Annotated in this window: 23 protein-coding genes and 1 tRNA gene; 13 read left to right on the forward strand and 11 right to left on the reverse strand. The window is 66.1% G+C overall.

Annotated features, from left to right (window positions below):
• Window positions 1-38: 38 nt before the first annotated feature.
• The 3 genes from ACO2SS_RS12325 to ACO2SS_RS12335 are packed head-to-tail and all read left to right on the forward strand — an operon-like array spanning window position 39 to window position 3,050.
• A complete protein-coding gene (locus tag ACO2SS_RS12325) occupies window positions 39-1,418 on the forward strand; it encodes an MBOAT family O-acyltransferase (RefSeq protein WP_423277950.1) in 1,380 nt (459 codons plus the stop codon).
• Entirely contained in the window at window positions 1,405-2,406 is a 1,002-nt protein-coding gene (locus ACO2SS_RS12330) for a hypothetical protein (RefSeq protein ID WP_423277951.1), read from the forward strand. The genes ACO2SS_RS12325 and ACO2SS_RS12330 overlap by 14 nt, the downstream gene beginning before the upstream one ends.
• The gene (locus tag ACO2SS_RS12335) at window positions 2,406-3,050 is read left to right on the forward strand and encodes a GDSL-type esterase/lipase family protein (RefSeq protein WP_423277952.1); all 645 of its coding nucleotides are present in this window, start codon (window positions 2,406-2,408) and stop codon (window positions 3,048-3,050) included. The genes ACO2SS_RS12330 and ACO2SS_RS12335 overlap by 1 nt, the downstream gene beginning before the upstream one ends.
• 305 nt (window positions 3,051-3,355) lie before the next feature.
• On the opposite strand, the gene ACO2SS_RS12340 is transcribed toward ACO2SS_RS12335, so the two are convergent.
• Together ACO2SS_RS12340 and prmC are read right to left on the reverse strand one after the other, a co-directional pair.
• Complete coding sequence (locus ACO2SS_RS12340) at window positions 3,356-4,396, reverse strand: DUF4167 domain-containing protein (RefSeq protein ID WP_423277953.1); 1,041 nt, start codon at window positions 4,394-4,396, stop codon at window positions 3,356-3,358.
• A gap of 332 nt (window positions 4,397-4,728) precedes the next feature.
• The gene (prmC, locus tag ACO2SS_RS12345; protein WP_423277954.1) at window positions 4,729-5,640 is read right to left on the reverse strand and encodes a peptide chain release factor N(5)-glutamine methyltransferase; all 912 of its coding nucleotides are present in this window, start codon (window positions 5,638-5,640) and stop codon (window positions 4,729-4,731) included.
• 45 nt (window positions 5,641-5,685) lie between these two features.
• On the opposite strand from prmC, the gene fdhD reads away from it, so the two are divergent.
• Window positions 5,686-6,510, forward strand: a complete 825-nt coding sequence (fdhD, locus tag ACO2SS_RS12350) for a formate dehydrogenase accessory sulfurtransferase FdhD (RefSeq protein ID WP_423277955.1) — start codon at window positions 5,686-5,688, stop codon at window positions 6,508-6,510.
• On the opposite strand, the gene ACO2SS_RS12355 is transcribed toward fdhD, so the two are convergent.
• Window positions 6,498-7,586: an adenylate/guanylate cyclase domain-containing protein gene (locus ACO2SS_RS12355; protein ID WP_423277956.1), complete on the reverse strand. Its 1,089-nt coding sequence runs from the start codon at window positions 7,584-7,586 to the stop codon at window positions 6,498-6,500. The genes fdhD and ACO2SS_RS12355 overlap by 13 nt on opposite strands.
• A 99-nt stretch (window positions 7,587-7,685) precedes the next feature.
• On the opposite strand from ACO2SS_RS12355, the gene ACO2SS_RS12360 reads away from it, so the two are divergent.
• Together ACO2SS_RS12360 and ACO2SS_RS12365 are read left to right on the forward strand one after the other, a co-directional pair.
• Window positions 7,686-8,978 (forward strand): adenylosuccinate synthase, encoded by a 1,293-nt coding sequence (locus ACO2SS_RS12360; RefSeq protein ID WP_423277957.1) that lies wholly within the window; start codon window positions 7,686-7,688, stop codon window positions 8,976-8,978.
• 7 nt (window positions 8,979-8,985) lie between these two features.
• The gene (locus ACO2SS_RS12365) at window positions 8,986-10,212 is read left to right on the forward strand and encodes a histidine kinase (RefSeq protein ID WP_423277959.1); all 1,227 of its coding nucleotides are present in this window, start codon (window positions 8,986-8,988) and stop codon (window positions 10,210-10,212) included.
• A 27-nt stretch (window positions 10,213-10,239) separates the two neighbouring features.
• Here the strand turns inward: ACO2SS_RS12365 and rpoH are convergent, their stop codons facing one another.
• A complete protein-coding gene (gene rpoH, locus ACO2SS_RS12370; protein WP_423277960.1) occupies window positions 10,240-11,136 on the reverse strand; it encodes an RNA polymerase sigma factor RpoH in 897 nt (298 codons plus the stop codon).
• A 144-nt stretch (window positions 11,137-11,280) separates the two neighbouring features.
• A complete protein-coding gene (locus ACO2SS_RS12375) occupies window positions 11,281-12,315 on the reverse strand; it encodes an RluA family pseudouridine synthase (protein WP_423277961.1) in 1,035 nt (344 codons plus the stop codon).
• A 110-nt stretch (window positions 12,316-12,425) separates the two neighbouring features.
• Between ACO2SS_RS12375 and ACO2SS_RS12380 the strand changes: the two genes are divergently transcribed.
• A tRNA-Glu gene (locus ACO2SS_RS12380) sits at window positions 12,426-12,501 on the forward strand.
• 632 nt (window positions 12,502-13,133) lie between these two features.
• Here ACO2SS_RS12380 and ACO2SS_RS12385 read toward each other — a convergent pair.
• Window positions 13,134-13,943 carry a Crp/Fnr family transcriptional regulator gene (locus ACO2SS_RS12385; RefSeq protein ID WP_423277962.1) on the reverse strand — a complete coding sequence of 270 codons (810 nt, stop codon included), beginning with the start codon at window positions 13,941-13,943 and terminating at the stop codon, window positions 13,134-13,136.
• A gap of 273 nt (window positions 13,944-14,216) precedes the next feature.
• Here ACO2SS_RS12385 and ACO2SS_RS12390 point away from each other — a divergent pair, with 273 nt between their 5' ends.
• Window positions 14,217-15,734, forward strand: a complete 1,518-nt coding sequence (locus ACO2SS_RS12390) for an ATPase domain-containing protein (protein ID WP_423277963.1) — start codon at window positions 14,217-14,219, stop codon at window positions 15,732-15,734.
• 26 nt (window positions 15,735-15,760) lie between these two features.
• Window positions 15,761-16,762 carry a sensor histidine kinase gene (locus ACO2SS_RS12395; RefSeq protein WP_423278090.1) on the forward strand — a complete coding sequence of 334 codons (1,002 nt, stop codon included), beginning with the start codon at window positions 15,761-15,763 and terminating at the stop codon, window positions 16,760-16,762.
• Between the two features lie 310 nt (window positions 16,763-17,072).
• Here ACO2SS_RS12395 and ACO2SS_RS12400 read toward each other — a convergent pair whose 3' ends face one another.
• The 4 genes from ACO2SS_RS12400 to ACO2SS_RS12415 form a co-directional block, all read right to left on the reverse strand.
• Window positions 17,073-17,876 carry an ABC transporter ATP-binding protein gene (locus ACO2SS_RS12400; protein WP_423277964.1) on the reverse strand — a complete coding sequence of 268 codons (804 nt, stop codon included), beginning with the start codon at window positions 17,874-17,876 and terminating at the stop codon, window positions 17,073-17,075.
• Between the two features lies 1 nt (window position 17,877).
• A complete protein-coding gene (locus ACO2SS_RS12405; RefSeq protein ID WP_423277965.1) occupies window positions 17,878-19,029 on the reverse strand; it encodes an ABC transporter permease in 1,152 nt (383 codons plus the stop codon).
• A gap of 528 nt (window positions 19,030-19,557) precedes the next feature.
• Complete coding sequence (locus ACO2SS_RS12410) at window positions 19,558-20,601, reverse strand: carboxylesterase family protein (RefSeq protein WP_423277966.1); 1,044 nt, start codon at window positions 20,599-20,601, stop codon at window positions 19,558-19,560.
• A complete protein-coding gene (locus tag ACO2SS_RS12415) occupies window positions 20,528-21,052 on the reverse strand; it encodes a carboxylesterase family protein (RefSeq protein WP_423277967.1) in 525 nt (174 codons plus the stop codon). Before ACO2SS_RS12415 ends, ACO2SS_RS12410 begins: the two co-directional genes overlap by 74 nt.
• A 728-nt stretch (window positions 21,053-21,780) precedes the next feature.
• Between ACO2SS_RS12415 and ACO2SS_RS12420 the strand changes: the two genes are divergently transcribed.
• Genes ACO2SS_RS12420 through ACO2SS_RS12435 form a run of 4 tightly spaced genes read left to right on the forward strand, consistent with a single transcriptional unit; the run spans window position 21,781 to window position 25,427 of the window.
• Window positions 21,781-22,260 (forward strand): Rieske (2Fe-2S) protein, encoded by a 480-nt coding sequence (locus tag ACO2SS_RS12420; protein WP_423277968.1) that lies wholly within the window; start codon window positions 21,781-21,783, stop codon window positions 22,258-22,260.
• Complete coding sequence (locus ACO2SS_RS12425) at window positions 22,247-22,588, forward strand: hypothetical protein (protein ID WP_423277969.1); 342 nt, start codon at window positions 22,247-22,249, stop codon at window positions 22,586-22,588. The genes ACO2SS_RS12420 and ACO2SS_RS12425 overlap by 14 nt, the downstream gene beginning before the upstream one ends.
• A 19-nt stretch (window positions 22,589-22,607) precedes the next feature.
• Complete coding sequence (locus ACO2SS_RS12430) at window positions 22,608-23,882, forward strand: amidohydrolase family protein (RefSeq protein ID WP_423277970.1); 1,275 nt, start codon at window positions 22,608-22,610, stop codon at window positions 23,880-23,882.
• 48 nt (window positions 23,883-23,930) lie between these two features.
• Complete coding sequence (locus ACO2SS_RS12435) at window positions 23,931-25,427, forward strand: aldehyde dehydrogenase (RefSeq protein WP_423277971.1); 1,497 nt, start codon at window positions 23,931-23,933, stop codon at window positions 25,425-25,427.
• 31 nt (window positions 25,428-25,458) lie between these two features.
• Here the strand turns inward: ACO2SS_RS12435 and gcvA are convergent, their stop codons facing one another.
• Window positions 25,459-26,403, reverse strand: a complete 945-nt coding sequence (gene gcvA / locus ACO2SS_RS12440; protein WP_423277972.1) for a transcriptional regulator GcvA — start codon at window positions 26,401-26,403, stop codon at window positions 25,459-25,461.
• Window positions 26,404-26,781 lie beyond the last annotated feature (378 nt).

Below are 26,781 nucleotides of genomic sequence, written 5' to 3' on the forward strand. Positions count from 1 at the left end.
CGCGGGCGAGAACCTAGGATGGATCGGCCCGCCGCCTCATGCTCTTCAACTCGCTCGTCTTCCTTCTGATCTTCCTGCCTGCGGCGTGGCTCGGCCATGCGGCCGTCCTGCGCGCCGCGCCGCGCCTGAGGACCGCCTATCTGGTCCTCGTCTCCTTCGTCTTCTACGGCTTCTTCGATCTCCGCTTCGTCCCGCTGCTCGGCGCCTCCATCCTCCTGAACTGGCTGCTCGCAGGCGCCTTCGTGCGTTCCGGGCGGAAGCCGCTGGTCGCGGCGGGGATCGCCGCAAACCTGCTTCTGCTCGGGATCTTCAAGTATCTCGACTTCTTCGCGGACCTCCTGACGCTCCTTCCGGGCGTCACGCTGCCCCGCTACGGGCTCGCCTTTCCGCTCGGCATCTCGTTCTTCACGTTCCAGCACATCACGTATCTGAGCGACCTGCAGTCGGGCCGCACGGCTCATGTCGGGCTGCTCGACTACGCGCTCTACATCGCGTTCTTTCCCCGCATCATCGCGGGGCCGCTGGTGCGACCGGCGGAGCTCTTCCCGCAACTTGCGGAACGGCCGGCCCCGCCCTCCCCCGAGAGCGTCGCGCGGGGACTCGCGCTTCTCGTCTTCGGCTTGTCGAAGAAGGTCTTCATCGGCGACCCGCTCGGCACCTATGTCGACCCGATCTACGCGCGCGTCGCGGCCGGCACCGACCCGACGATGCTGGAGGCCTGGCAGGCGATGCTCGGCTACACGTTCCAGCTCTATTTCGACTTCTCGGGCTATACCGACATGGCGCTCGGCCTCGCGCTCCTGTTCGGGATCGTCCTGCCGCAGAACTTCGACGCCCCCTACAGGTCCGTGTCGATCCAGGATTTCTGGCGGCGCTGGCACATCACGCTGTCGTTCTTCCTGCGCGACTACCTCTACATCCCGTTCGGCGGAAACCGGCACGGCCTGCCGCGGCAGGTTCTCGCCCTCTTCGCCACCATGGCGCTGGGCGGCCTCTGGCACGGGGCGGGCTGGACCTTCGTGGCCTGGGGCGCGCTGCACGGCGCCGCGCTCGGCCTCCACCTCCTCTGGCGCAAAGCCGGGCGGTCGATGCCGAAAGCGGCGGGCTGGGCCCTCACCTTCGCCTTCGTGGCGCTCGCCTGGGTGCTGTTCCGGGCGCCGAGCTTCGAGGCGGCGACGGCCGTCTATGTCGGGCTCACGGGCCTCACAGCGGCCGGGATCGGCAGCGCGCCATTGGAGTTCTGGCAGTTGCTCGCCCTCGCGGTCGCGCTCGCGACACTCGGCCCGACGGCATGGAAACTGTCCCGCGGACTGCCCCCGCTGCGCTGGGCCGGCGCGCTCGTGGCGCTCCTTCTCGCGGCGGTTCTCCTGAAGGTCGGCGACGATACCAATGCCGATTTCATCTATGCCCAGTTCTGACGCTTCCTCCCGCGCCGGCTGGCGCTCCCTTCTTTTCGTGGCGGCGGCCACGCTCCTGCTCGCGCTGGCGCTCATCGTCGGCCGCGTCGTCTGGTTCGACGCCTATTGGCTATTCCGGGAGGCCCCGCCCTGGCTCGAAGTGACCGGCGGCTCGAACCGGCTCCTCGATCGGCAGACCCGTCGCGCCAAGATCCTCCAGGCGCTCACCCGCGACTACAGGGTTGCGCTCGTCGGCAGCTCGACCGTCTACCACGGGCTCGATCCGCGCGATGTCGCGCCCTCCCTGCAGGGCCAGGTGTTCAACGCCGGTATCTCCGCCCTGCGGGGCGAGGAACTGCCGATCGTGGCGAGCGTCGTCGCCTCGCGGGACGACGTGGAACGCGTGCTGCTCGGGCTCGATTACTACATGTTTTCCCGGCGCGACGCGGCCTCCGTCCAGCTGAGCCGAGCGCTGACCAATGCGACCGGCCGCGCCAATACCGTCCTCGGCAGCCTGATCAGCCGCTACGCGATCTGCGACAGCTTCATGGACGAGGTCACGGGCGCGGAGGATCCAGGCGCCTGGACCCGGGATGGCTTCCGCATCACGCCTCCGTTACCCCCGGACCTCACCGAGAAGAACGACGCCATCCGTCGGCGCACAACCGCCCCCTACCGGCCGGAGACGCTGGTCCACCTGGAGCGAGCGCTGTCGGCCTTACGGGGGCGCGAGGTGACGGTCTACCTGGCACCCGTGAGCGGAGCACAGCGACAGATCATGTCGGAGCTCGGCCTTCTGGACGATCTCGCGCGATGGCGGGCGGATGTCGGGCGGGTGGTGGCAGAGCAAGGCGTGCGCTTCCTGGATCTCGTCGACCTCGGGGCGGGGCATCCGTTCGATCCACGCCTGGGCTCGACGGATGTGTGGCTCGATAACCTCCATTACACGCCCCTGCTCGGGCGGCAGATCCTCGAGCGCGCGGGCCTGCGCGGGCCGGGGGAGGCCTGATGGATCCGGCGCAGGCCCTGGCTCGCGTCCTCACCCCGGCGCCCCCGGCCAAGCCATCGGCCCTCAGGCGCCTTGCCCAGATCGAAGCGCGCATGCCAGAGGCGGCCGATCTCGTCCTTTTCGGGGATTCGCTCGCGGCGGCCTGGCCAGAGGCTTTGCTGCACAGCGCCCTTCCACGCTGGCGCGTCTTCAATTTCGGACTGCCCGGGGATCGCGTCCAGAATTCGCTCTGGCGGCTCGCCTCGATCCCCACGGCCCATCTGAGGCCCCGCGCGCTCGTCATGCTCCTCGGGACGAACAACCTCGGCGATGGGGATCCGCCGGAGGCCATCGCCGAGGGTCTCGCGGCCGTGCTGGAAGCCGCGATCCGGCAATGGGGTGATCCTGCCGCTTTCGTCGTCACGATCCCGCGCCGCGGAGAGGCACCGGGCTTCAGGCAGAATGAGCGCTCCCGCCTGAACGCCGAGCTCGCGCGCCTTCGAGCGACGCTGCTCGACGCCGACGCGGCTCTCGTACCCTCGCCCGGCGAGGAGCCCTGCCTTCTCGCCGACATGCTGCACCTCAGCGAAGCCGGCTACAGGCGCCTCGGTGCGGCACTCGCGGCGGCGATCGTCCCCGCGGCGCGTCAGAACTCAGACGGATGAAGCGCTCGACCGTGTTCGGCCATGTGCGCGGCAGCACGGAATCCGGCTTACGGATCCGACAAAACATCCCCATCGGAGAACGGGGGACGGGGTCATGGACAGGATCGGTCAGAAGCTCGATGCGGTGATCTGCGAAGTCGCCGCGATGCTGTGGCTGGTCCGGGCGGCGGTCGCCCGCTGAGCTGATCCTGGCATCGAAGACTGCACCGGAAGATCTTCGGCACGGGTACGATCAGGAGTCCTCAGACGAGGGCTCATAAGGAAAGAGGGAAGATCCTGCCCGGATCTTCCCTCTTTGTTTTTCTCTACTCAGCCGGCTTCTCGGCCTCGGAGCTGCCGAAATCGAGGCTCTCGGCCGGTTCGGTCCGGCGCGTCCGACGGGTCCTGCGCGGCCGGGGCTCGGGCGCCTCGGCAACGACGGGTGCGACCTCGGGTTCGGCCGCATAGGCCGGGACCGGCGCTTCCACGGCCTCGCTGCGCTCTTCGTGACGCTCGTCCTGGTCGAGGGCGATCGTCGACCGCACGGGGGTCGTCAGGAAAGCCGGCAGGCCAGCTGCGGGGGCATCCCGCTCATCCTGCTGGGGCGCGGCGAAGCGCTCCTGGCGGCCCTGACCGCGCTCGCGATCGCGGTTGAACTCGCGCCGGCCGCCTTCGCGGCTCTCGCCGCGGCCGGTCCGTTCGCGCCGCTCGCCACCCTCAGGCCGATCCTGCCGATCGAACCGCTCGCCGTTCTGCTGCGGATAGTTGCTGCCGTTCCGGTCGAAACGCTCGCCCTGCGGCCGATTGCCGTTCCGGTCGTAGCCATTACCGTTGCGATCGAACCGCTCGCCATTCCGGTCGAAGCGCTGGTTGCGGTCCTGCCGGTCGCCGCCCTGCCGCTCACCGCGATCGTAGCCCCGGTCCTGCCGTTCGCCGCGGTCGAAGCGACCCTGCTGGGGCTGCCGGTCACCGCCGCCCTGGCGCGTGTCGTACGGATTGCCGCCGCCTTCGCCGAACTCATCACCGCCGGCCTGCATGCCGCGGTCGCCCTGCCCGTAGGGGAACCCGCCCGAGCCCATGCCCTCCTCGTCGCCCTCTTCGCCGTCCTCGTCGAAGGGCCGACCCTGGGTGCCGAATTGCTGCCGGTAGGTCTCCTGGGCCGCAGCAATCAGGCGATAGTAATGCTCGGCATGCTGCAGGTAGTTCTCAGCCGCCACCGGGTCACCACTAGCCGTCGCGTCGCGCGCGAGCTGCGCATACTTGTCCGCGATGTGCTGGGCAGTACCCCTGATCTTAACGTCTGGCCCGTTCGACTCGTAGGAGCGGGTCAGCGGGTTCGGGCCCTTGCCACGGGTGCGCCCCCGCATCCGCCTGTTCTGTCCTGGTCTCATCGATGTTTTCAGACCTTCGCTGGTGTCCCTGACAAGCAGGCTCCTGCGCGGGCCGCACTGGACCTGCGCAATCCCCGTCACCTCAGCTCGGACCGGATCTCGTTTTGCCGGACCGTCCGTCAGTGTAGGATTCGATCGACCGCGCCGCACCATGGCTGAACGCGCGGTCCTTGTTGTCCCCGAGCGATCGTGGGCTGCATGCCGCTACGTCGCATCAAGCCTGGACCATTCTCGTTAACCGACAGCAAATTAGCTGCTTCTGTTCCGGTCAACAAGCAATTTTTGATCTGCTACCGTGATGTGGCGCTCTATCCACGGGAAACAAGAGCCGGCCCAGCGAAAAGCGTCATCGCACGCTGATGCCCACCGAGGTCCCGGCGGATCGCCTCGACCGCGAAGCCGCGCTCCTCGGCGAGAACCGCGACGCTCTCCGCCTGATCATGTCCAAGTTCCAGGACGATAAGTCCGTCTCTCTCAAGAAGACGTCCTGCATCATCAAGTATAGCCCGGTAGGCTTCGAGGCCGCTCTTTCCGCCGTCGAGGGCGCGGGCGGGGTCAAAATGCGACACTTCCGGCTCGAGCGTCAGGATGTCGGCAGCCCGAATATAGGGCGGGTTCGACACGATCAGGGCGAAGCGGCCCTCGATCGCACTCGCCCAGTCGGAGGCCACGAAGGCTGCCCGATCGGCAACGCCGTTCATTTCCGCATTGCGGCGGGCCGTGAGAAGCGCGCCGGGCGAGCGGTCGAGGCCGATCCCGAAGTCGTCCTTCAACTCCGATAGGAGCGCGACCAGGATGCAGCCGGACCCTGTCCCGAGGTCCAGGATCCGTCCGGGGCGGCCGCGCCTCCTCGCCGAGTCAAGCGCCGCCTCGACGATTGTCTCGGTATCCGGCCGCGGGGCCAGCGTCTCGGGCGAGAGCGAGAAGGGAAGGCCCCAGAACTCCGCCCGGCCCAAGATGCGGGCGACGGGCTCGCGCGCGAGGCGACGGGCCGCCATGTCAGCGAGACGCGCGCTCCCCTCCTCGCCCAAGGGAAGCTGCGGATCGGCCAGGAGCGATGTGGCGCCTACGCCGAGCGCTGCGGCCGTGAGAAGCCGGGCATCCAGGGCGGCCGAATCGATCCCCGCCTCGGTCAGAGCCCGGCGCAGTTCCGCCTGCGCGGCGGCACGAGTCGTACCGGCCTCGATGGCGAGGTGCGGGATGTGGGGCTCGCGGTCCATGCCGGCCGGATATCTTCTCGCGCGCGGTCCGGCTAGAACAGGACGATGTCGGACGGCACCCTGCGCACGATACATACGACTACCGTTACGATCCCGCTCTCGGGCGCCGCCGCCACGACGGGCGAGCGGGAGATCGCGGTCGAGACCGGCGTCGAGGTGAGCTTCGGCGGTGTGCCCTTTGCCGTTATGATGCTGACTCCGGCGGACCTCGAGGATTTCGGCTACGGCTTCAGCCTCACGGAGGGCATCGTCGAGCGCGTGGAGGAGATCCGCCGGGTCGTCGTGACTGAGGCAGAGCGCGGGTTCGGCATCTCGATCGACGTCGCGCCCGATCGCATGCACAACCTCCTGGCTCGCCGCCGCTCGATGTCAGGCCGTACCGGCTGCGGAGTCTGCGGCATCGAGGACCTCCAGGCCCTCGAGCGCGCGCAGCCAGTGAACCGGGACGGCGCGTTCTCGCCCATCGACATCCGGGCTATCGCCAAGGCGCTCGGCGACCTTCCCGAAAAGCAGCTCCTCAGCCGAGCCACCGGCGCCACGCACGCCGCAGCCTTCGCCGACCGGGAAGGCGCCATCATGCTGATCCGCGAGGATGTCGGACGGCACAACGCCCTCGACAAGCTCGTCGGGGCGATCCTGCGGACTGGCCTCGACCCGGCGAACGGCTTCGTGGTGGTGACCAGCCGCTGCTCGTTCGAGATGGTCGAGAAGGCCGCCTCCCTCGGGGCGCGGCTCATCGTGGCGATCTCGGCGCCGACCTCGCTCGCCATCGAGCGCGCCCGGGCCCTCGGGGTGTCGCTGGTCGCGATCGCCAGGCGCGACACGGTGACGGTGTTCCACGGGCCGGAGGCGGTCGCCTATGAGGGCTGATCGCGGGAACCGGTTCGGGTAATCGCGAAGACCTCCAGGGCCTCCTGGCGTCCGTGGACGGAATGGGACCCGAGCGACCGCGCCTCGAAGCCCGCCGGCAGCGACCCGATGCGCGCCATCAGCTCCCGCGAGGCGAGAACCTGCTCTCCGAGCGCCTTGCACAGGCTTTCGAGACGCGCCGTCGCGTTCATCACATCGCCGAAGTAGGTGATCTTGTGCCGCTCGAGCCCGATCTCGGCGGTGACGACCGGCCCGCTATGCAGCGCGGCCCGGAAGGTCGGTAATTCCTGGAAGTCGCCCCGCCACTCCGCTTCCGCCGCCGCTATGTCGTCCAGGATGGCGAACACGCACCGGACCGGCGCCGCGTCCGCCAGGGCTCGGTCGGTGGCGGGCCAGCTCACGATCGCCATGTCGCCCACGTAATCGTCGATCTTCCCGCCGAAGCTCCGCACCGGCCGGGCAAGCCGCCCGAAGAAGCGCCCCAGATATTCCTGGGCGCGCAGGTCGCCGTGCCGCTCCGCGAACCGCGTGGAGCCCACCAGATCAATGAACAGGAACGCCCGCTCCTCGCGAACGGGCTTGTGATAGCGCCCGAGCAGAAGGTTGCCGAAGGTTCCGGGGCCGATGACGTCGCGAATGCGAAGGGTCGAGAGAATCACGACCGAGATGAGGAGCGAATAGGCGAGTTCCGGCCCGGACGGGATCGCAAGCTCGGTCCAGGGGCGCGCGATGGCGCCGGTCAGGGCCAGGACGGTTCCGGCGCAGACGGTGCCGCCGTAGATGAGAACCACTACGACGAGGATCGATCCAGCCAGATAGACCGGCGTGGAGCATGCCCGGATGCGATCTCGCAGGGAGGGCAGGAGGAGGCCCCTGGCATAGGCGAGGACGGGCGTCCCGATCAGCACCCCGAAGACCGCGCCGAGGAGCGGCCGCTCCGCCCCTGTCAGAAGCGTGTAGAGGATGCCCGCCGCTGCGCTGACGGCAACGCTGGCGGCCCATAGCCGGATCGTGTGGCGGCGCATCGAGAGCCTGTTCGTCGTCAGCGTGCCTGTAGGCGGCGTTGCCCGAGGCACCAAGTCACCTTGACCCGCCCGGCCCGATCGAGGAGAAGGGCGCTCGCGTTCAAATCGTGTTATCCCGGCCTTGAGCCGGTTTTTTTATGTGCGGAGCCCATGGCCAACGTAGTCGTGGTCGGCGCCCAATGGGGCGACGAAGGTAAAGGCAAGATCGTCGACTGGCTCTCGGAGCAGGCCGACGTGGTGGTGCGCTTCCAGGGCGGCCACAATGCGGGCCACACGCTCGTCATCGACGGGAAGGTCTACAAGCTCTCGCTGCTGCCTTCGGGCGTCGTGCGGCCGGGCAAGCTCGCCGTCATCGGGAACGGCGTCGTGCTCGATCCGCACGCGCTGGTGACCGAGATCGCCTCGCTCGCCGCGCAGGGCGTGGTAGTCACGCGCGAGAATCTGCGCATCGCGGACAACGCGACGCTGATCCTGTCGCTGCATCGCGACCTCGACGCGCTGCGGGAGGCTGCCGCCGGCGCCTCGTCCATCGGCACCACGAAGCGCGGAATCGGTCCGGCCTACGAGGACAAGGTCGGCCGCCGTGCGATCAGGCTCATGGATCTTGCCGATCTCGACACGCTGCCGGTCAAGATCGACCGCTGCCTCGTGCATCACAATGCGATCCGCCGCGGCCTCGGCCTGGAGGAGATCCATGCGCAGGCGATCTTCGACGAGCTCGCCTCCGTGGCCCCGAAGGTGCTGCCCTTCATCGACACCGTCTGGCGCCTCCTCGACGAGGAGCGGCGGGCCGGCAAGCGCATCCTGTTCGAGGGCGCGCAGGGCGCCTTGCTCGATGTCGACCACGGCACGTATCCCTACGTCACGTCCTCCAACACGGTCGCCGGCCAGGCCGCGACGGGTTCCGGCATGGGGCCGCGCGCCGTCGGCACCGTGCTCGGGATCGCCAAGGCCTACACGACGCGCGTCGGCTCCGGCCCGTTCCCGACCGAGCTCCTCGACGAGACGGGCGAGCTGATCGGCGCGCGCGGCAAGGAGTTCGGCGTCGTCACGGGGCGCAAGCGGCGCTGCGGGTGGTTCGATGCGGTCCTCGTCCGCCAGACGGTGCGGACCTCCGGCATCGACGGCATCGCGCTCACCAAGCTCGACGTGCTGGACGGCTTCGAGACCCTGAAGGTCTGCACGGGGTACCGGCTGGACGGCGAGGTGATCGACTACCTGCCGGCGAGCCAGGGCGCCCAGGCGCGGGTGGAGCCGATCTACGAGGAGGTCGAGGGCTGGCGCGGCTCGACCGCCGGCGCGCGCTCCTGGGCGGAGCTTCCGGCCGAGGCGGTGAAATACGTCAGGCGGATCGAGGAGTTGATCGGCGCGCCCGTGACCGTGCTATCCACCTCGCCCGAACGGCGCGACACCATCCTGGTGCAGAACCCATTCGAGGCCTAGGGCCTGTATGGCGGATTACTACTCCCTCCTGGCGAGGCTGATCGACGGGCTGCCCGACGCGGCCCCGACGGCCCGCCAGAACGTCTATGATCGTGCGCGGCGGACCCTGGCGGACCAACTCCGGGCCGTGACGCCCCCTCTCACCGAGGCCGAGATCGCCCGGGAGGGATCGTCTCTCGAGAGCGCGATCCGGCAGCTCGAGGCCCGCTACGCCGACGGCGCCCGCTCGCCGGTGCCGCCGGAGGAGCGCGACCAGCCTAAACAGGCGGAGGTCGCGCCGCCCGCGCCGTCCGGTTCCGGCGAGGCGGCGGAGGAAAACCGCCCCGTCGCCATCCGTCGCGGCGGCCGCCGTACGCGGCCGCTCGCCATGCTCGCCGTCCTTGTCTGCCTCGCGATCCCGGTCGCGACGCTGGCCTGGCTCTGGCGCGACCAGCCGCGGCCGGAACCCGCTCAGGAAACGGCTCCGCCGGTGGCGGCAGCGCCGGCTCAGAACGACAACAACAAGTTCTCCGAGCGCGTCGGCGGGCTTCCCGCAGAGCCCCAGCCCAACCGGCCCGCCCGGCCGCCCGCCGCCCCGCAGCCGACCCAGAGTGCCGCCGCCCCGCAGCCGCGGCCGGCATCGCCGCCCGCGCCGCCCAGCAATGCGGGCGATACCGCGCCGAGCGATGTCGCGGTGGCTCAGCGCGCGCTGATCTTCGAGGAAAACCCGTCCGATCCGCAGCAGCCGATCATCACGACGGGGCGGGCCTTGTGGCGCCTGGACAACGTGAACGCGGGCCAGGGCCTGCCGCTCGAAACTGTCATCCGCGGCACGGTCGAGTTGCCGAGCGCGGGCCTGACGCTGACCATCGCGGTGCGGCGGAATCTCGATCCTGCGCTCCCGGCCTCGCACACGATCGAGCTGACCTTCGCCAACGCCTCGGTGAACGGCGCCCCGCCGCGCGTCGTGCGCGACGTCGCCCTACCGATGATGCGGCCTGAGGAGACGATCCGCGGCATTCCGGTGGCGGGCCTGCCGGTTCCCGTGAAGGAGAACGTGTTCCTGATCGGCCTGTCAGACCTCAGGGGCGACGTCGACCGGAACACGGAACTCCTGCTCCGGCGCAACTGGATGGAGCTGCCGATCCGCTTCGCGTCGGGCCAGAAGGCCGCGCTCCTCTTCGACAAGGGCGTGTCCGGCGAGCGCGTATTCCTGGACGCGTTCCGGCAATGGGGGCAGTTGCCTCAGCAATAGGCGCCGGGGCTCGGCACCGGCCCGCCCTCAACCGGCTGCGAGAGCCGGTTGAGGGCGGGCCGTCTCGCGCGAGGCGAGATTGCGCTTCACGGCCTCCTGCACCTTCTCGAAGGCCCGGACCTCGATCTGGCGCACGCGTTCGCGCGACACCCCGAACTCTCCCGACAGCTCCTCGAGCGTGATCGGATCGTCGGCGAGCCGCCGCGCCTCGAAGATGCGCCGCTCGCGCGGGTTGAGCACGTCCAGCGCTTCGCGCAGGGCCGCCAGCCGGTTCGAGCCTTCCTCGGAACTGGCGAGAACCGATTCCTGGCTCGCTGATTCGTCGACGAGCCAGTCCTGCCACTCGCCCTCGCCTTCCTCGCGCAACGGTGCATTCAGCGACACGTCGCCACCCAGACGGCGGTTCATGTCGACCACGTCCTGCTCGGTCACGCCGAGCTTGGTTGCGATCTGCTGAACCTGCTCGGGCCGGAGGTCGCCCTCGTCGAGCGCCGAGATCTGGCCCTTCGCCTTGCGCAGGTTGAAGAAGAGCTTCTTCTGGTTCGCGGTGGTGCCCATCTTCACGAGCGACCACGAGCGCAGGATATATTCCTGGATCGCCGCCTTGATCCACCACATCGCATAAGTCGCGAGCCGGAAGCCCTTGTCCGGATCGAAGCGCTTGACGGCTTGCATCAGGCCGACATTGCCCTCGCTCACGACCTCGCTGATCGGCAGGCCGTAGCCGCGATATCCCATGGCGATCTTCGCCACGAGCCGCAAATGCGATGTCACCAGCTTGTGCGCGGCTTCGCGATCACCATCTGTCTGCCAGCGCTTGGCCAGGATGAACTCTTCGCTCGGCTCCAGCATGGGGAACCGACGAATTTCGTTCAGGTAACGCGAAAGCCCGCCCTCGCTGGCGAGCAACGGTAATGATGCCATTATGACCTCCTCGGGGGCCCCCCTAGGAGCAGGCCCCGCGGCGACCCCGTGAGATGGCGGCCGCGCGACCCATTCATATAGTGATGGGAAGCATGGCTAAACAGAGGCGCCGTCCGCCGTTGGGCAGATAACGCATCACGTTCGCTATGGTCCCACCTTGACCGCTGTCGTTTCTGACGGGGGTGCGCCATCGCACATCGCAAGCGCACGATGAAGCCGCTCGAGTTCCGGTGGCAGCGCGCTCTCGAAGCGCATCGTCTCTCCCGTGCGTGGATGCTCGAACTGCAGCAGCGCGGCGTGCAGCGCCTGTCGCCCGAGGGTTTCGAGCGCCTCCCTGGCCGCCTCCGGCAGGCGTGCGGCCTTGGTCCTGAAGCCCGCGCCGTAGACGTCGTCCCCCAGAAGCGGATGCTTCACGAAAGCGAGATGGACGCGGATCTGGTGCGTGCGCCCGGTCTCGAGTTCGCAGCGGACGAGGCTCGCCATGGGCTCCGTGCTCTCCCCGAACGTCTCCTCCACCCGGTAGTGCGTCACCGCGTGCCGGCCCCGGCCCTCTGCCACCACGGCCATCTTCTCCCGGTTGGCTTTGCTGCGCTCAATCGCGCGCTCGATCGTGCCGCGCCTCGGCTCGGGCGCACCCCATACGAAAGCCAGATAGGCACGCTCCAGCGGCCCGGTGCGGCCGTGATCGGCGAATTGCTCCGCCAGCGAATGGTGGGCGAGATCGTTCTTGGCGACGACGAGAAGGCCGCTCGTATCCTTGTCGAGCCGGTGGACGATGCCGGGCCGGGCGACGCCGCCGATTCCCGACAGGCTCGCCCCGCAATGGGCGAGGAGCGCATTGACCAGCGTGCCCGTCTCGTTGCCCGCGCCCGGATGCACGACGAGCCCCGCAGGCTTGTCGATCACGATGAGGTCGTCGTCCTCGAACACCACCGCGAGCGGGATGGCTTCGGGCCTGGGCGCGGCCTCCGCAGGCGGGGGCTCGTCGAGCCGAATCTCGGCCGGCCCCGACGGCTTGGCGGAAGGATCCGACACGGCCCCTCCCCCTATCGTGACCCGACCCTCGCGGATGAGCGCCTGAAGGCGAGAGCGCGACAGGTCGGGCCAGATCGCCGCGAGCAGCCGGTCGAGCCGCTCGGGCGGCGCCCCCGCCTCGAGCTGATGGATACGCAGCGTCATGCCTCTGGCCTTGGTGAAAACACGAATGTCGTGACGGAAGATCGAAATGAGGGCCGTAAGGGGTTGTGGCCGCCCCGACAGGTCATTATACGAGCCGGACCTGCCGGACAGCTCCCTTCGTCTAGCGGTCTAGGACGTCGCCCTCTCACGGCGAAAACAGGGGTTCGAGTCCCCTAGGGAGCGCCACCGTGCTGTTTCAAACACCTGCGGTAGGCCCCAGGCACAACAGGCACAGGGTTTAGGCACCCGCCCCGGGCCGGAACCGCTTTGGGCTTCATCAAAATCCAGCGCATCGCAGCAAGCGCTGAGCTGAATCCGCTCCCCCGCCTCGAGCGCATACATTCCATTCAGAACACAACAGGAACATTGCTTTGCCCGAGTTGCTTACGAGGCACGGTTAAGGGTTCAACGAGCAGGCTTAAGCGGGCTTGGCTGCCGCAGAAGAAAGGGAAAACATCGCGGCCATACGGGTGGTCGGCAGCGGACGGGCGAGTTTCAGATGAACGCGCCAATCCACGGTGCCAAGTACCGGGTGACTGAGCGGCTCGGCATCGACCGAGCGCGATGTAGCCGCTTCCGCATGCCCGCGCCGGAGCGGCGCCGGTTCGCGCTGCGACTCGCTAGACTAGTCTCGCCGCTCCGCTCGAATATGCTGTTCAGGCCTCTCGAAGTCCGCTCAAGCGGGATTGAGTAGATGCGCCTTCAATTGCCGAAAGCGCTTACCGATCGGAAGGCGAGGGCGTCGGAGCATGCTGGCCAGCGAGCGCCGGGTTCATTTTACCTCTTAACTACTTCGTGATCGCGGGCGTCCCGATCTTTCAGGCTTCCATGAGTGTGGCGGGGCGGCTCGAGCCCGCTTGCGCCTTCTGCTTCGAGCTTTCCTCGATCGAAGGATACACACCGGCCAAGACCTGGTCGAAGTGGCGCCGCAGGGTCACGTTGCAGCCGCATGAACATCGCCTCAGGGTATCGATATCATGCACGCGAACCCGCCCGCGTCGTGTTTCCAGCACGTGGCGGCGTTTCAAGCTCTGAATCACTCGGCTGATATAGCTTCTGCCAACCCCTAGCATACTTGCCAGCTGTTCTTGTGTGAGGGGTACGTCGTGGTCGCCCGTCCGGTCGATTGCCGCGAGCAACCATTTCACGGTTCGCTGCTCGATCGTATGGACGGCGTTGCAGGCGACCGACTGGAACACTTGGGCGAGGAGACAATCCGCATATCGTGCGAAGAGGTGCCGAAGGCTCGGCGACCTTGCCTCGAACTCAACCAGGTCGGCTGTGGATAGCCGGAGGAAGTGCCCCGGAAATTGGATTTCAGATCGGGCGAATGCCGGCAGGCGCCCGTGGCTGACGATCCCGCCGACTGCTCCCTCTCGACCGATCAGTGCCGTTTCCACCGCCTGGCCGCCGTCAAGGTCGACTACGAAGGAGACGAGGCTCGGGCCGCACGGGAAATAGACGAACCTGACCTCGTCACCGGGCTGATAGAGCATCATGCCCGCTTCGCCTTGCCAGTGATGCAATGAGGGAGCGACGATCGCCAGATCGTCCGGCCGAAGCGCGCTCAAGAGGTTGTTTTCCGCTATCCGTCCAGCGAGATCATCGAGATTGTTCGCGACGGGCATCGAGACGCACCTACTCCCAGTGGCTTCCCTGCGGGCAAACGCCGGGGCCGGCATTCCGTTCAAAAGTGCACCCCGAGCGAGCTTGTGTTCACTAGTGGACAGACGTTCACCGGGGCTTGTGTCTACAAGGCGACACAAGCCCCGCGCGCAGCCCAACCGGGTGCGGGGGCGGTTGGGCAGGTTGGTCGCTCGGGAATGATCGTCCGACTTTCCCGCGTTGCAGCGTAAAGCTCTGGGAAAGCGGCTGGACGGCTGGACACACAATAGGCTGCGATGACCGCTCCAACACAATCTGATGCGCGACCCCTTCCCACCGGAGTGCCGGGTCTTGATGAGATCTTGGCTGGTGGGTATGCGGCCAATCGTGCTCACCTCGTTGAGGGGCGTCCTGGCTCGGGCAAGACAACCTTAGGGCTGCAGTTTCTGATCGCGGGTGTTGAGCAGGGCGAAACCTGCCTCTACATCACCCTTTCGGAAAGTAAACGAGAGCTACAATCCGTGGCGGCACGCCACGGCTGGTCCTTAGACGGCATCGAGATCTTCGAGCTTGTTCCTCCGGAATTAAGCCTCGATCCGCGAAAGCAGCAGACGCTTGTTCATTCATCCGATCTTGAGCTCGGAGAAACGGTCTCGATGGCCGTTGCCGAAATTGAGCGCGTGAAGCCTAGTCGTGTGGTTTTCGACTCACTCTCGGAGATTCGGATCCTTTCCCAAGGGTCACTTCGTTATAGACGCCAGGTACTTGCGCTCAAGAGTTACTTTCTGACGCACGATGCCACTGTCCTGATGCTCGATGATCTTTCGTCTGAACGGGACGCGCTCAATCTGCACTCGATCAGCCATGGCGTGATCCGCCTCGAACAGGTCGTGCCGACATACGGTGCGGAGCGGAGGCGGATCAGCGTGATCAAGATGCGAGGTACCACGTTCCGCGGTGGTCACCACGACATGATCATCCAAAGAGGCGGCGTGCGCATTTTCCCTCGCCTGGTTGCAGCCGATCATCATGCTTCGTTCGCCTTCGAGGTGCTTCCGAGCGGTATTGCCGAACTCGATCATCTCCTCGGGGGCGGCCTGACAAGAGGCACGAGCACTTTGGTGATCGGCCCATCCGGGTCGGGGAAATCCACTCTGGCCCTCGGATATCTCCAATCCGCGTTGGCCCGTAACGAACGGGCTCTTGTCATCAGCTTCGATGAAACGCGCGGGATCCTTCTTGAGCGCGCCAAGGGGGTTGGTTTCGATCTGGCACCGCACATCGAAGAAGGTCGCCTGCAGATCGCGCAGATAGATCCGGCCGTCGTCACCCCGGGCGAGTTTTCAGACAGTGTGCGCGAAGCGGTCGAGCACCGAGGTGCCAAGGTCGTGGTCATCGACAGCCTGACTGGCTACCTGAACGCGATGCCGGAACAGCCGTTCCTCGTCCTCCAGATGCACGAGCTCCTGTCTTACCTCAATCAGCAGGGCGTAATCACGATATTGATCTTGGCCCAGCACGGGATGGTGGGCCACATGTCCTCGCCGGTCGATCTTACATATCTAAGCGACACGGTGGTTATACTGCGCTTTTTCGAGTCCGACGGCCGGGTTCGGAGAGCTCTATCCGTCCTCAAGCGCCGAATAGGCCCGCACGAAGACACGATCCGCGAGTTCCGGATCGACAGCCAAGGCTTGCGCGTCGGGCCACCTCTGGAGCGATTCCGGGGTGTTCTCACGGGCGTGCCGAGTTACGAAGGCGAGCGTGACTCGCTCCTGGATCCGCGTGCAGCAGGCGCTTCAGGCGGGCGATAAAAGTGTCCGTGCTGATCCTAACCCCAATGGGGCGAGATGGCGCGGTCGCGTCGGCAATCCTCCATGAGGTCGGGATCGCTTCAACACCCTGCGCCAGCCTCGAGAGCCTCGTCTCAGAACTCGACAGAGCGGCCGCCGCCGTGATCTCGGAGGAGGCGCTTCGCAATTCCGACCGACGCGGACTCGCGAGCTGGATCGAGCAGCAGCCGCCCTGGTCCGACTTTCCCTTCATCCTTCTGACGGTCAGGGGGGCATCGCCCGCGCGGCATGTCACGAGCCTGCTCGGGAACGTGACACTGCTCGAGCGACCGTTTCATCCGGCCGTTCTGGTAAGTGCGGTCCGTTCCGCATACCGCGCCCGGGAACGACAATGGGAGGCCGAGCTCTACCTCAGGGAACGCCAGGCCACCGCGGAGCGGCAGTCACTGCTCATCCGTGAGCTCCATCATCGCGTGAAGAACACGCTCTCGACCGTCCAGGGATTGCTTGGCGCCAGTTTCAGGAACACGCTCTCGGCCGAGGAATTCTATCGATCCTTTTCGGACAGGATCGTGTCCCTGTCGAAGACGCACAATTTGCTGACCGAAGACTATTGGCAGAATGCGTCGCTCATTGAGATGCTGCAGAACGAGCTTGGCCACTACGATGACGCCGCACAGCAGCGGATTGGGTTGAACGGGCCGCCGGTTGAACTGTCCGCCGACGTGGCGGTCCCGGTAGGAATGGCGATCCACGAGCTGACGACGAACGCCGCGAAGTACGGAGCGTTGTCGGTGCCGCAAGGACGGGTCGAAGTGGACTGGACGTTGACGGAGGATGGGCCGGAACGTCAGCTCCAACTTGCCTGGACGGAACTGGGAGGGCCACCAGTCGAACCACCGCAACGCAAGGGCTTTGGCTCCGTCTTGCTCGGACGCGTTCTGACGCAGCAATGCAACGCCGTCATAGAGCTCGATTACGACCGGCGGGGCGTGTCCTGCAAAATGCACATACCGCTCGTGGAGGAACGGCTTGTGCCGCAGTATTGATGCTACGTTTTGCATCATTTGCTGGGCCACGAGGCACCTATTTCATCGAAGGCGTGTCTAGCTAAACAAGCCATCCCTCGCCTACGGTTTACGGCCTGCACCCGGACCGAACAGACCAGCAGCCCGCTTTGATCGGGGGCTTCGCACCGCCACCCGTTCTCGTCCTTGAGCCGTTCCAAGCTTTCGGCGCGAAGCTCCGCGGTGCCTGGAGGGCCTTGCCCCGGGCCTCCACGGGGCCACTCACCTCGACGCCCTCCCGGCCGAGCATCGGGCCATCGCTGCCGATGGGGAAAGTAGCAGCGCAACGCGTTCAGTTGCTCGGGGCCGATATGTCGCGACCTGCCGCGGCGCGTGCCCGCTTGCCCCGAAAGTAGGTCCTAACCCAAGGGTGCTCGCAGTCGAGCATCTGCTGGAATGTACCGGAAGCCACGATACGGCCGTCATGGATGGCGGCGATCCGGTTGCAGATACCTGCCAAGCTGTCGAGATCATGGGTCACCATGAAGACGCTCAGCCCGAGCGTGTCTCGCAAGGTCGCGATCAACTCGTCGAACTCGCCTGCGCCGATCGGGTCGAGGCCGGACGTCGGCTCGTCGAGAAAGAGGATGTCCGGATCGAGCGCGAGAGCGCGGGCGAGCGCCGCACGCTTGATCATGCCTCCGGACAGCTCCGAGGGCAGCTTCGCGGCGGCATCCGGCGACAGCCCGACCATGTCGAGCTTCAGCATGGCCACTTCGTCGAGCAGGTGCTCGGGCAGATGCATGTGCTCGCGCATCGGCAACTGGATGTTCTCCTTCACCGTCAAGGAGGAGAACAGCGCCCCGAACTGGAAGAGCACGCCCATGTGTTGCTCGAGCTGTCGCAATTGCTCGGGCGACAGTGCGTCGAGGTCTCGTCCGAGTACTTCGATCGTCCCCGCACGCTTCGGAACGAGGCCGAGGATGGTTCTCGCGAGCACGGATTTTCCGCTTCCCGACGCTCCCACGAGTCCCAGGATCTCCCCCCGGAACAGATCGATATCCAGGCCTTTCAGGACAAGCCGCTCCCCGAAGCCAGCTTCGAGGCCGCGGACCCGGATGACCGGATCGGGAACGCTCGCCCGAGGCCCGGCCATCTCAGTAGTTGATCGCGGCGAAGAACATGGCGAAGAAGCCATCGGCGACGATCACCATGAAGATCGATTTGACGACGGAAGAGGTGACGTGCTGGCCGAGTGACTCCGCCGAGCTCGCAACCGAAAGTCCTTCGATGGACGCGACGATTCCGATCACCATCGCCATGAACGGGGCCTTCAGAATACCGACCATGAAGGTGTTCATGCCGATGGCTCCCTGCAGGCGGGCCAGAAAGGCATACGGACTGATGTCGCCGTAGAACGAGGCGACCAGTCCTCCGCCGAAAAGGGCAGCCATATCGGCCACGAAGGTCAGTAAAGGCAGGGCGAGCAGAAGCGCGAAGAGCCGGGGAAGGATAAGGATCTCAACCGGATCGAACCCCATCACCCTCAGGGCATCGATCTCCTCGCGCATCTTCATCGAACCGAGTTCGGCCGTGAAGCTCGAACCGGACCGCCCCGCCACCATGATGGCCGTAAGGAGAACGCCGAGTTCGCGCAGGCTCAAGATGCCGACGAGTTCGACCACGAAGGGGACGGCCCCGAACCGCCGCAGCTGAAAGATTCCTTGCTGGGCGATGATGCAGCCGACCAGGAAGGAGATCAGTGCGATGATCGGCACGCCGCGCAGGCCGATGAGTTCCATCTGGTGCACGAAGGCCGCCAATCGAAAATGATGGCGCCAACTCGCGACCCGTGTCGTGGCGACGATGATCTCGCCAAGGAAGCTCACCGCCCGGACGAGGTCGCGGCCGGCGTCGACGACCGCCTTCCCGATGTCGGAGAAGACGCGGAAGCGATAGGCGGGCTGCGCGGGCGGGCGGCGAAAGCCGTGCGCGGCGACCTCGCGGAGGAGCGTCTCATGCTCCGGTCGTGTGTGTACGATGTCGACGCTGTATCCCTTGCGACGCATCGTGTCTTGCGTGCGATCAAGGATCCATGCGCCGACGGTATCGAGGCGCTCGATCCCGGAAAGATCGAGGACGAGCCGTCGCGGCGGGCCGAGATCGCCTGTCAGTTCCGCAAGGCGCCGCTCGAGTTCGACGGCGCGGTCGGCCGTCCAGCTACCCGTTAGACAGTCCCGGCGCGGCTCACCATCCGGCCATCCGTGAGCCTGCGCCAGGACCGCGGTGTCTGGAGCTGGGCCCGGCATGTCGGATCAGGCTGCCTTGGCCGGGATCGCGCGCTCGAGCCGCCGCATCACGGTTCCGGACTCCTTCCGGTGGTCGGCGACCATCCGGGCCAGGGATGCGGATAGCAGATCGGCCGCACTGTTGGCCGAGCTGCACCGCATCATCGCGCTATGATCGGCGTATGCCTCGATCCTGCGAGCGGAGAACCGCAATGCCTCCGACTCTATCGTCAGAGGTACATCCAGGCCCAACCTGGGGGCTGACCTCGGCGCCATCTCGACAGCGGCAGGAGAACTCGACACCCGATCGAACCTCCGGTGAGCCGCACGCATGTCGGCCTCCTACTGCCCGTGAAGCCTCAAACGAGCATCTTCCGATCGGGACACTCCGCATTGATCGAGATCAGAAACGTGGGTTGCTGACCTGTTCCCGCCGGGTGCTGAAGGCCGAGGAGTGGATCGAAGGCTGGCGGCGGCACTACGGGGATCAGGAAGCGTCTCGCTTCCTCTGCCCGATTGGCAATGGCGGGTTGGCAAGAAACCCGATCGTCACAGCCTGATTTCATGCCACAGGATACGCGTTGCCTTTTCCGGATCGTCGACGACGCCAGACCGCACATCGAAGCGCATCGTGGCGCGTTCGGTCAGGCCGTATGCCGGCCAGCCCGGATCGCTTGTGCGCGCGAACGCCACCCACGCCTTGTGCATTGCATCGGCAAGCGTGGCGGGGGGATCGTCGCCGATGAAGGTCGTTGCCTGCTCGGATTCCAGCGTGCCGAAGGAGAATGGCACGTCCACGAAATGCGCCGCGCCGAGGCGCCCGCCAAAGGCAGGCGATTTCCAGGCGAAATTGTAATGCCACGCGTTTCCAGCGCGGCTACGCTGCTCGGCGATGCGCAACGCGGGAATGCGGAACGTATAGTCGGACTGGAGCGCGGTATACACATCTCCGACTGTTCTGTTGTCGGGGTTCTGCAAGTACACGTCGACCGTGTCTGCCGGCAGTTGCAGATCACCGACGAATTGGTCGACCTCGGCTTGCGTGACCTTGTCGATGTCACCGTTGGGCACGGTGTAGAGCCGCGCCTCCTGACCGGTGCTGCCGACGATCACCGGGATGCCAGGCTTCGGCAAGCGCGCCAGCATGGCGAGCGGTGATGCATCGAGCACGGCGCCGTCGATGATCGGCAGGAACGCGGTTCCGCCGAGCGACAGCCGGCCCCAACTCGTGCGATCCTTGATCGCCGTGTTGAGCGCGACGGCTGCGTCTGTCAGCGCTTCGAGCGACACACTGGACAGGTCCGCGATGGTGGGGCGGAGCCCAAGCCTCCCTGCCAGGGCCGTGGCCAATCGGGTGGCCTCTTGCGTCGTCACCGCCTGCATCGGTGGGCTTTGCAGGATGGCGCGCCGGAACAATCCTTCGGTTCGAGGCGAGGCCAGCAGGATGCCGACGCTCTCAGCGCCTGCCGACTGGCCGAACAGCGTGACATTCGCGGGATCGCCCCCGAACGCCGCGATATTATCGCGCACCCATTCGAGCGCGGCGATCTGGTCGAGGATGCCACGATTCGCCGGCGCGCCCTCGATGGCCATGAACCCATCGACCCCGACCCGGTAATTCACCGTCACGCAGACGAATGCCGTCCGCCGCGAACCGGGTGCCGTCATAGGCGGCTTCGCCCGCGTCGGCGCGGATGAAGGCGCCACCCGGAAGCCAGACCATGACCGGCAGCCCGCTCGCCTCGGGATCGGGGGTCCAGATGTTGAGCGTGAGGTCGTCCGGGCCGCCGAACAACGTCGGCGGCGTGTCACGGCCGGGCTGGGGAGGCGGGAGGCCGAACCCGGTCGCGTCACGAACCCCGGTCCATGCCATGACGGGCTGTGGCGCCCTGAACCGGGTCTGTGCCGTGAAAGGATTGGCCGCATACGGCACGCGCTTGAACGACACGACACCGGGCAGGCGCGAGCCGCGAAGCTTCCCCGCGGGGAGCTTGACCACCGGCCCGTCTTCCGCCGCCAAGATGGGCAGCGTCGGCGCCGTCATTGCGAGCAGCGCTCCCACGCCACCATGGCAGAAGGCGCGACGGGATGCGAGACAGACCCTTTCGACCTCTTTCCGATGGTCACGTAGCATCTCACTGCCTGTCTGCACCGGCTAACGCTTCGGCTTTGAGAAGGTTCTGAACGCATCAGCAAGGCTGGAGCCTTTAGCAGCGCATCGCTCTGCGTGACCCCAACTCACCGATGCTCTCGCAGTTCGTCCGGCCACAATCACCTCGCGCTGAGCTTCATCCAAATCCGTCCGCAAGGCGTAGTGCCTGGCGCTTTCGCAACCTGATCCTCATGGGGCAAACGAGCACTGTCTGGGAAACCGACGCGAGTCCCAAGTTGGCGCAGCTGACAGAGGGTACCGGCGCGGGATATCGCAGTGCGAGCCGCCCTTCAGGTTGGTGCGGGGATCGACGCGTCACTCCCGAGCGGCGATCTCCTGGCGGGCGGCCATAAGCGAATAGTGGATGGGCTCCCCTCCTTGAAGCCTCCGCGCGAGGCGGGCTCCAGCTTCACCGCGACGTGGTAGGTCTCAATCCAATCGACCGTGTTCACGAGCGAGCAGGGCCGCACGAGAGACGGCCCGAGCCGCAGGTCGACATGCGTGCCAGGCCGGAACGGCTCGAAGCTCGTTCCGGCGCATCCTCCCGCTGCACACCTCGCTCCGATTTCCGGGCGAACCCGACCACAGGTCTCGCCGCGCCACACGCCCGACACAGGCCCATGCCACGGGCCGCGCTCCCCCTGAATTTTGCTCATGCCGCGCTGACGATTGCTCGTTTGCCGAACTTTGGCGTCCGCGACATTGCTCGCCGCAGATCCGGTCAGAGGACAGGAATGCCCGAGCTATTCGTTGCAAGATCCGAAGATCTTCCAGAAGGCGCACGAGCCTTCGTTACGGCAAATGGAAGTCAGATCGGCGTCATCCGCGCCAAAGGTCAGCTTCACGCCTACCTGAATATGTGCCCGCACCAGGGTGGTCCGGTCTGCGAAGGGCTGATGGTCCATCGCGTCGAGGAGATCATCGCGGAAGATAAGACCTACCAGGGAATGCGCTTCTGCGAGGACGACCTTCATATCGTCTGCCCCTGGCACGGCTGGGAATTCAACATCGAGACGGGGCGCTGCGCCGGCGACGGCAAGCACGGCCTCAAGCGCTTTCAGACCGTCGAGAGGGAGGATGGGATCTATGTCGTTGTCTGAGGTCGTCGGCTCCGGACAGGCGCCCCTCCCCCTCCCTTCTCCCGACGACGTCGCGTCACGCGCTTCCGATCTCGCCCGCGACCTCCAGGCGCTCGCGGCGAGCGGCCTGGCCGTCGACCTCCCGGATGGCACGATCCAGGACCTGATGGCCGCGCTCGTCGCTACCTACGGCGCCCGTTTCGACGCGGGCCTCCGCCAGCCGCCGATCGAGGAGAACCCGACGATGGGCGCGACGGCCGTCCTCGTCACCGCCTCCGCCCTCCTGAAGGCCGCCAATCTCGAGATATTCGAACTCGGCATGTGGCAGTCCTGGTCCGGCACCCGCTGATTTTCTGAGGTTCCTTCTGATGCTGTACCGTTCCAGCACGCCCGCCTTCGACATGAACATCGAAGGCTTCCATACCGGCCAGCACCTCGCCAATGCGCGCAAGCAGGCAGATCTGCGCGGGCTGGACGACGTCCTTGTCGTGGACGTGGATTGCCACCATTACGAGACCGACAACTTCGCCGAGATCCTCGAATACATCGAGGACCCGTCGCTGAAGCAGGTCGCGATCAACACCTACGCCTACAAGGGCCCGAGCGCGGTTCTCTACGACCAGCCCGGCTACCAGGACCTCGGCGGGCGCGTGACGCGCTATCTCGAGCGCAAGCATGAGAAGATCCCGCAGGACGGGCGCCCGCGCGAGGTCGCCCAGACGCTGCGCTGGATGGATGCGCTCAGCGTCGACTATGCCTGCCTGTTCCCGACCCCGATGCTCTTCCTCGGGCTGCACCCGCAGCCGGAGGTCGAGGTCAACATGGCCCGCGCCTACAACCGCTGGATCACGGACAACATCCTGCCGGCGAACAAGCGCCTGCGCTCGATGCTGTACCTCCCGTTCAACGATCCCGACGCGACCTACAAGATGGTCCAGGAATACGGGAAGAAGGACGGCGTCATCGGCTTCATGGTGGTGTCGACCCGCTACAAGCCGGTCTACGACAACGCCTACATGAAGACCTACGCGCTGCTGGAGGAGATGGGCCTGCCGCTCTCCTTCCACGCGTCCTATCACTGGAACGACCAGCTCGTTTCGCTGACGAACCGCTTCATCACCGCCCATGCGGTCGGCTTCACCTTCTTCAATGCCGTCCATTGCGCGAACTGGGTAGTGAACGGCCTGCCGGAACGCTTTCCGGAGCTCAAGGTGATCTGGATCGAATCCGGCCTCGCCTGGATTCCCTGGCTGATGCAGCGGCTCGACAACGACTACCGCATGCGCACCTCGGAAGCGCCGGCGCTGAAGAAGCTGCCGAGCGAGTACATGCGCGACATGTACTACACGACCCAGCCCATGGAGATGGTGAACAACCACAAGGCGCTCGAACTCACCTTCGAGATGATCAATGCGGACACCCAGCTCCTCTACTCGTCCGACTACCCGCACTGGGACATGGACCTGCCCTCCACGATCTGGGATCTGCCGTTCCTGAGCGAGCAGTCGAAGCGGAACATCCTCGGCCTCAACGCGAAGCGCATCTTCGGGCTCGACGTCTCCGATCGCTTTCCCGACGGCAAGGGCGACCTGGCCGCGCCGCGTGCCGACACCTGGAAGCAGGAGGTGGTGACGGCCAAGTAGGCCGACACCACGCCCCACCAGCACCCATCAAGACAAGGGGAGACGCCGATGCCCGACGCTGCCGCCGGTCCGGACACGCTCGAACGCTATGCCATGTTCATCGACGGCCAGGAGGTGCAGGACGCCGCCGGCCGCACCATCGAGAGCCTCAATCCCTATAACGGGCAGCCCTGGGCCGTCGTGCCCGACGGCTCCGAAGCGGATGTCGACCGGGCAGTAGCGGCCGCAAGGCACGCGTTCGACAAGGGCCCGTGGGGCCAGATGACCGCGACGCAGCGCGGCGCGTTGCTGCGCAAGCTCGGCGACATCATCGCCCGCGACGCCGAGGAACTCGCCAGGATCGAGTCCCGCGACAACGGCAAGCTGTACCGGGAGATGCTCGGGCAGTGGAAGTACATCCCGGAATGGTACTACTACTACGCGGGTATGGCCGATAAGCTGCAGGGCGACACGATCCCCTCCGACCGGCCGAACTTCTTCATCTATACGCGGCGCGAGCCGATCGGCGTCGTGGGTGCGATCACGCCGTGGAACAGCCCGATGCTGCTCCTGACCTTCAAGCTTGCGCCCGGTCTGGCGGCGGGCTGCACCTTCGTGGTGAAGCCGTCCGAGCACACGCCGGTGTCGACGCTGGAACTCGCCAAGCGGATGGAGGAGGCGGGCTTTCCGAAAGGTGTCTTCAACGTGGTCACCGGCATGGGGCGCATCGGCGCCGCGCTCGTGAACCATCCCGGCGTCGACAAGATCGCCTTCACGGGCGCGACGGAGACCGGCAAGGTCATCGCGGCGGCTGCGGCCAAGAACCTGACGCGCGTCTCGCTCGAACTCGGCGGCAAGTCTCCGAACATCGTCTTCGACGACGCCGACATCGACGTCGCGGCGAACGGCGCCATTGCGGGCATCTTCGGCGCGACGGGTCAGACCTGCATGGCGGGCTCGCGGCTCCTCGTGCAGGAGAGCATTCACGATCGCCTCCTCGAGAAGATCGTCGCCAGGACGAAGGAGATCCGTCTCGGCGATCCGATGCACGAGGAGACCGAGATGGGGCCGGTCTCGAACGAGCCACAGCTGCGCAAGGTGCTCGAGTACATCGACGTCGCACGCCAGGACGGCGCGACCTGCGCCTGTGGCGGCGGGGTCGATCCGACCCTCGGCGGCTACTTCGTCCAGCCGACGATCTTCTCGGGCGTCACCAACGACATGCGCATCGCGCAGGAGGAGGTGTTCGGCCCGATCCTCAGCGTCATCAAGTTCAAGGACGAGGACGAGGCGGTCGAGATCGCGAACGACACCCGGTTCGGCCTCGCGGCCGCCGTCTGGACCCAGAATGTGCACCGCGCCCATCGCGTCGCCCATCGCCTGCGTGCCGGCACGGTTTGGATCAACGCCTACCGGGTCGTCTCCTTCGCGACTCCCTTCGGCGGCTTCAAGGAGAGCGGTCTCGGGCGGGAAAACGGCGTCGACTCGATCCGCGAGTTCACGGAAACGAAGTCGGTCTATGTCGAACTGACCGGGGCGCCACGAGACCCGTTCAAGCTCGGCTGAACCTGCCGGGACTTGCCACCGGGCGCCGGCCTCAGGCGCGAGCCTTTGCGCGCGGCTGCCGGGCTGGCGCCTCCAAAGCCTCCACCGAACCCAGTTGCTCCAGCAGCCAGCTTCGGAAGAGCTGCGCCTTGCGGAGCTTGGCGGCGCGGAGGGGTGTGACGAGATAGTAGCCGAAATTGGAGCGGGCGCGGATCGAGAAGGGCTCGATAAGGCGCCCGCTTGCCAGATCCGGGCCCACGACGCCGGAGCGCCCGAGCACGACACCGAGCCCGTCCACGGCCGCCTGCATCGACGTTATGAGATAGTCACAGGTGAGCTCCGAGGCCGCCCTCAGGTCTCGCATTCCGGCCGTTTCCAGCCAGAAGGGCCACTCATCGCGCAGGATCAGCGAGGCCGTGCGGATCATCGTGTGATGCGTCAGGTCCGGCAGGCTGTTGAGGGGTCCACGTTCGGCGATGAGCCTCGGCGAGCACACGGGAAAGACCTCCTCCTCGCCAAGCCTGTCCACGGTCACGCCGGGCCATTCGCCGGACCCGTGCCACACCGCCAAGTCGAAATCGTGCGGCATGTTGCTCTCGAAGGATTGCACGGTGCGCAGCCTCAGCGAGATCGAGGGGTAGCGCGTCTGAAAGAGATGCAGCACGGGAACGAGGCGCTTGATGGCGAAGGTGCCGAGGCATTGCAGCGTGAGCACGTTCTCGTCGTTGCGGTCGGCCGCGCGGTCTGTTGCGACGGAAATCTCCACCAGGGCGGCGCGAACCGACTGTAGGTAGCCGTTCGCGACCTCTGTCAGCGTGACTGCGTTGCCGTTCCGCACGAACAGCTTGGTGCCGAGCAACTCCTCGAGATTTCTGATCTGATGGCTGATCGCCGTCTGAGTGAGGTTCAACTCAGTTGCGGCGCGCGTGAAGCTCAAATGCCGGGCGGCAGCCTCGAAAGCCCGCAAGCTCGTCATCGAGGGAAGACGGGTTCGCATCGTTCATCGTTTATGGAGGCCTTCGGATTGATGCAATTCCAATCTGATGCCTCGGCTCCGATGTCCTGCGACAGAGAATTTCATGTTTCCATGCAGAATTGTCATTGGCGAAGGTTGCGGGGACCGGAGATCAACGCAGCAGCAGAACGCGATAACCTACGGAAGGCACAGATGCTGCAATGCGGCTCCCTGCGCTAACGCTGCTCCTGGGCATCGTCATTGGCCAAGGGAAAAGCCGAGCGGCGTTTCTGAGGAGGTGGTGAAGGTCCGCGTTCTCGGGCGCGGGCCGATCAAGATCGTGTCAGCCGACCATCAGAAGAAGCCCGACGTCCCGAGAGCATTGCACGGGAATGGCGGCGGCGAATCGTGTCCGGCAAC

Source organism: Enterovirga sp. CN4-39, assembly GCF_049446235.1.
Lineage (GTDB): Bacteria > Pseudomonadota > Alphaproteobacteria > Rhizobiales > Beijerinckiaceae > Enterovirga.

Coding starts and splice junctions, on each gene's coding strand:
- ACO2SS_RS12335 (WP_423277952.1), top strand. CDS start 2,406: ATGGATCCGGCGCAGGCCCTGGCTCGCGTCCTCACCCCGGCGCCCCCG.
- ACO2SS_RS12400 (WP_423277964.1), bottom strand. CDS start 17,876: ATGGCCGGGCCTCGGGCGAGCGTTCCCGATCCGGTCATCCGGGTCCGC.
- ACO2SS_RS12425 (WP_423277969.1), top strand. CDS start 22,247: ATGTCGTTGTCTGAGGTCGTCGGCTCCGGACAGGCGCCCCTCCCCCTC.
- ACO2SS_RS12415 (WP_423277967.1), bottom strand. CDS start 21,052: ATGACGGCGCCGACGCTGCCCATCTTGGCGGCGGAAGACGGGCCGGTG.
- ACO2SS_RS12430 (WP_423277970.1), top strand. CDS start 22,608: ATGCTGTACCGTTCCAGCACGCCCGCCTTCGACATGAACATCGAAGGC.
- ACO2SS_RS12385 (WP_423277962.1), bottom strand. CDS start 13,943: ATGCCCGTCGCGAACAATCTCGATGATCTCGCTGGACGGATAGCGGAA.
- ACO2SS_RS12410 (WP_423277966.1), bottom strand. CDS start 20,601: ATGGCCATCGAGGGCGCGCCGGCGAATCGTGGCATCCTCGACCAGATC.
- ACO2SS_RS12405 (WP_423277965.1), bottom strand. CDS start 19,029: ATGCCGGGCCCAGCTCCAGACACCGCGGTCCTGGCGCAGGCTCACGGA.
- ACO2SS_RS12420 (WP_423277968.1), top strand. CDS start 21,781: ATGCCACGGGCCGCGCTCCCCCTGAATTTTGCTCATGCCGCGCTGACG.
- ACO2SS_RS12435 (WP_423277971.1), top strand. CDS start 23,931: ATGCCCGACGCTGCCGCCGGTCCGGACACGCTCGAACGCTATGCCATG.
- ACO2SS_RS12375 (WP_423277961.1), bottom strand. CDS start 12,315: ATGACGCTGCGTATCCATCAGCTCGAGGCGGGGGCGCCGCCCGAGCGG.
- gcvA (WP_423277972.1), bottom strand. CDS start 26,403: ATGCGAACCCGTCTTCCCTCGATGACGAGCTTGCGGGCTTTCGAGGCT.
- ACO2SS_RS12340 (WP_423277953.1), bottom strand. CDS start 4,396: ATGCGGGGGCGCACCCGTGGCAAGGGCCCGAACCCGCTGACCCGCTCC.
- rpoH (WP_423277960.1), bottom strand. CDS start 11,136: ATGGCATCATTACCGTTGCTCGCCAGCGAGGGCGGGCTTTCGCGTTAC.
- fdhD (WP_423277955.1), top strand. CDS start 5,686: ATGTCGGACGGCACCCTGCGCACGATACATACGACTACCGTTACGATC.
- ACO2SS_RS12330 (WP_423277951.1), top strand. CDS start 1,405: ATGCCCAGTTCTGACGCTTCCTCCCGCGCCGGCTGGCGCTCCCTTCTT.
- ACO2SS_RS12325 (WP_423277950.1), top strand. CDS start 39: ATGCTCTTCAACTCGCTCGTCTTCCTTCTGATCTTCCTGCCTGCGGCG.
- prmC (WP_423277954.1), bottom strand. CDS start 5,640: ATGGACCGCGAGCCCCACATCCCGCACCTCGCCATCGAGGCCGGTACG.
- ACO2SS_RS12365 (WP_423277959.1), top strand. CDS start 8,986: ATGGCGGATTACTACTCCCTCCTGGCGAGGCTGATCGACGGGCTGCCC.
- ACO2SS_RS12395 (WP_423278090.1), top strand. CDS start 15,761: ATGGGGCGAGATGGCGCGGTCGCGTCGGCAATCCTCCATGAGGTCGGG.
- ACO2SS_RS12360 (WP_423277957.1), top strand. CDS start 7,686: ATGGCCAACGTAGTCGTGGTCGGCGCCCAATGGGGCGACGAAGGTAAA.
- ACO2SS_RS12390 (WP_423277963.1), top strand. CDS start 14,217: ATGACCGCTCCAACACAATCTGATGCGCGACCCCTTCCCACCGGAGTG.